The sequence below is a fragment of the Vibrio sp. 1069 genome (assembly GCF_033340555.1).
This window is the reverse complement of the sequence record NZ_JAWOWP010000584.1, coordinates 1-606: the sequence shown is the minus strand read 5'-3', so window position 1 is coordinate 606 and position 606 is coordinate 1. Positions and strand designations below refer to the sequence as shown.

At 48.7% G+C, this 606-nt stretch carries 1 pseudogene; it reads right to left on the bottom strand.

Annotation, left to right across the window (positions count from 1 at the left end):
• Nucleotides 1–606, bottom strand: a pseudogene (locus R7040_RS27890) (oxygen-independent coproporphyrinogen III oxidase); the annotation flags it as partial.

Sequence of the window (606 nt, the reverse complement as noted above, 5' to 3'; positions counted from 1 at the left end):
AATCAGCTGCTTAATCACTTCACGACGGAGCAAGTCATCCGAATCGAGTGAGACACCTTTCCACAATGCGTGGCGAAGGTCATTTACTTGAGCGTAGTACTTCTTGAGCTCTTTTTGGTTTTGCGCGTACGCATCACCAATCATTGAAATGGCAGAAACACCAAAGCCCACCAAGTCACATTCACCTTGAGTGGTGTAGCCTTGGAAGTTGCGATGCAACACACCTTCGCGCTGCGCAACGGCGAGTTCGTCGTCAGGCATCGCAAAATGGTCCATGCCGATAAACTGGTAGCCAGCACCCGTCAAAGTTGCGATCGTGTCTTGGAGAATTGCCATTTTCTCTTCTGCTTTTGGCAAATCTTCGTCTTTAATCTTACGCTGCGCAGCAAACAATTGCGGCATGTGTGCGTAGTTAAAGACCGACAGACGACCCGGCTGCATTTCCAGCACTTGTTCTAACGTCTTCGCAAAAGAGGCTTTGGTCTGCTTCGGCAAACCGTAGATCAAATCGAGGTTGGTCGAACGGAAACCCAACTCTTTCGCACGTGCCACCATCGCAAAGATGAATTCTTCATCTTGCTCACGGTTAACCAATTTTTGCACTTC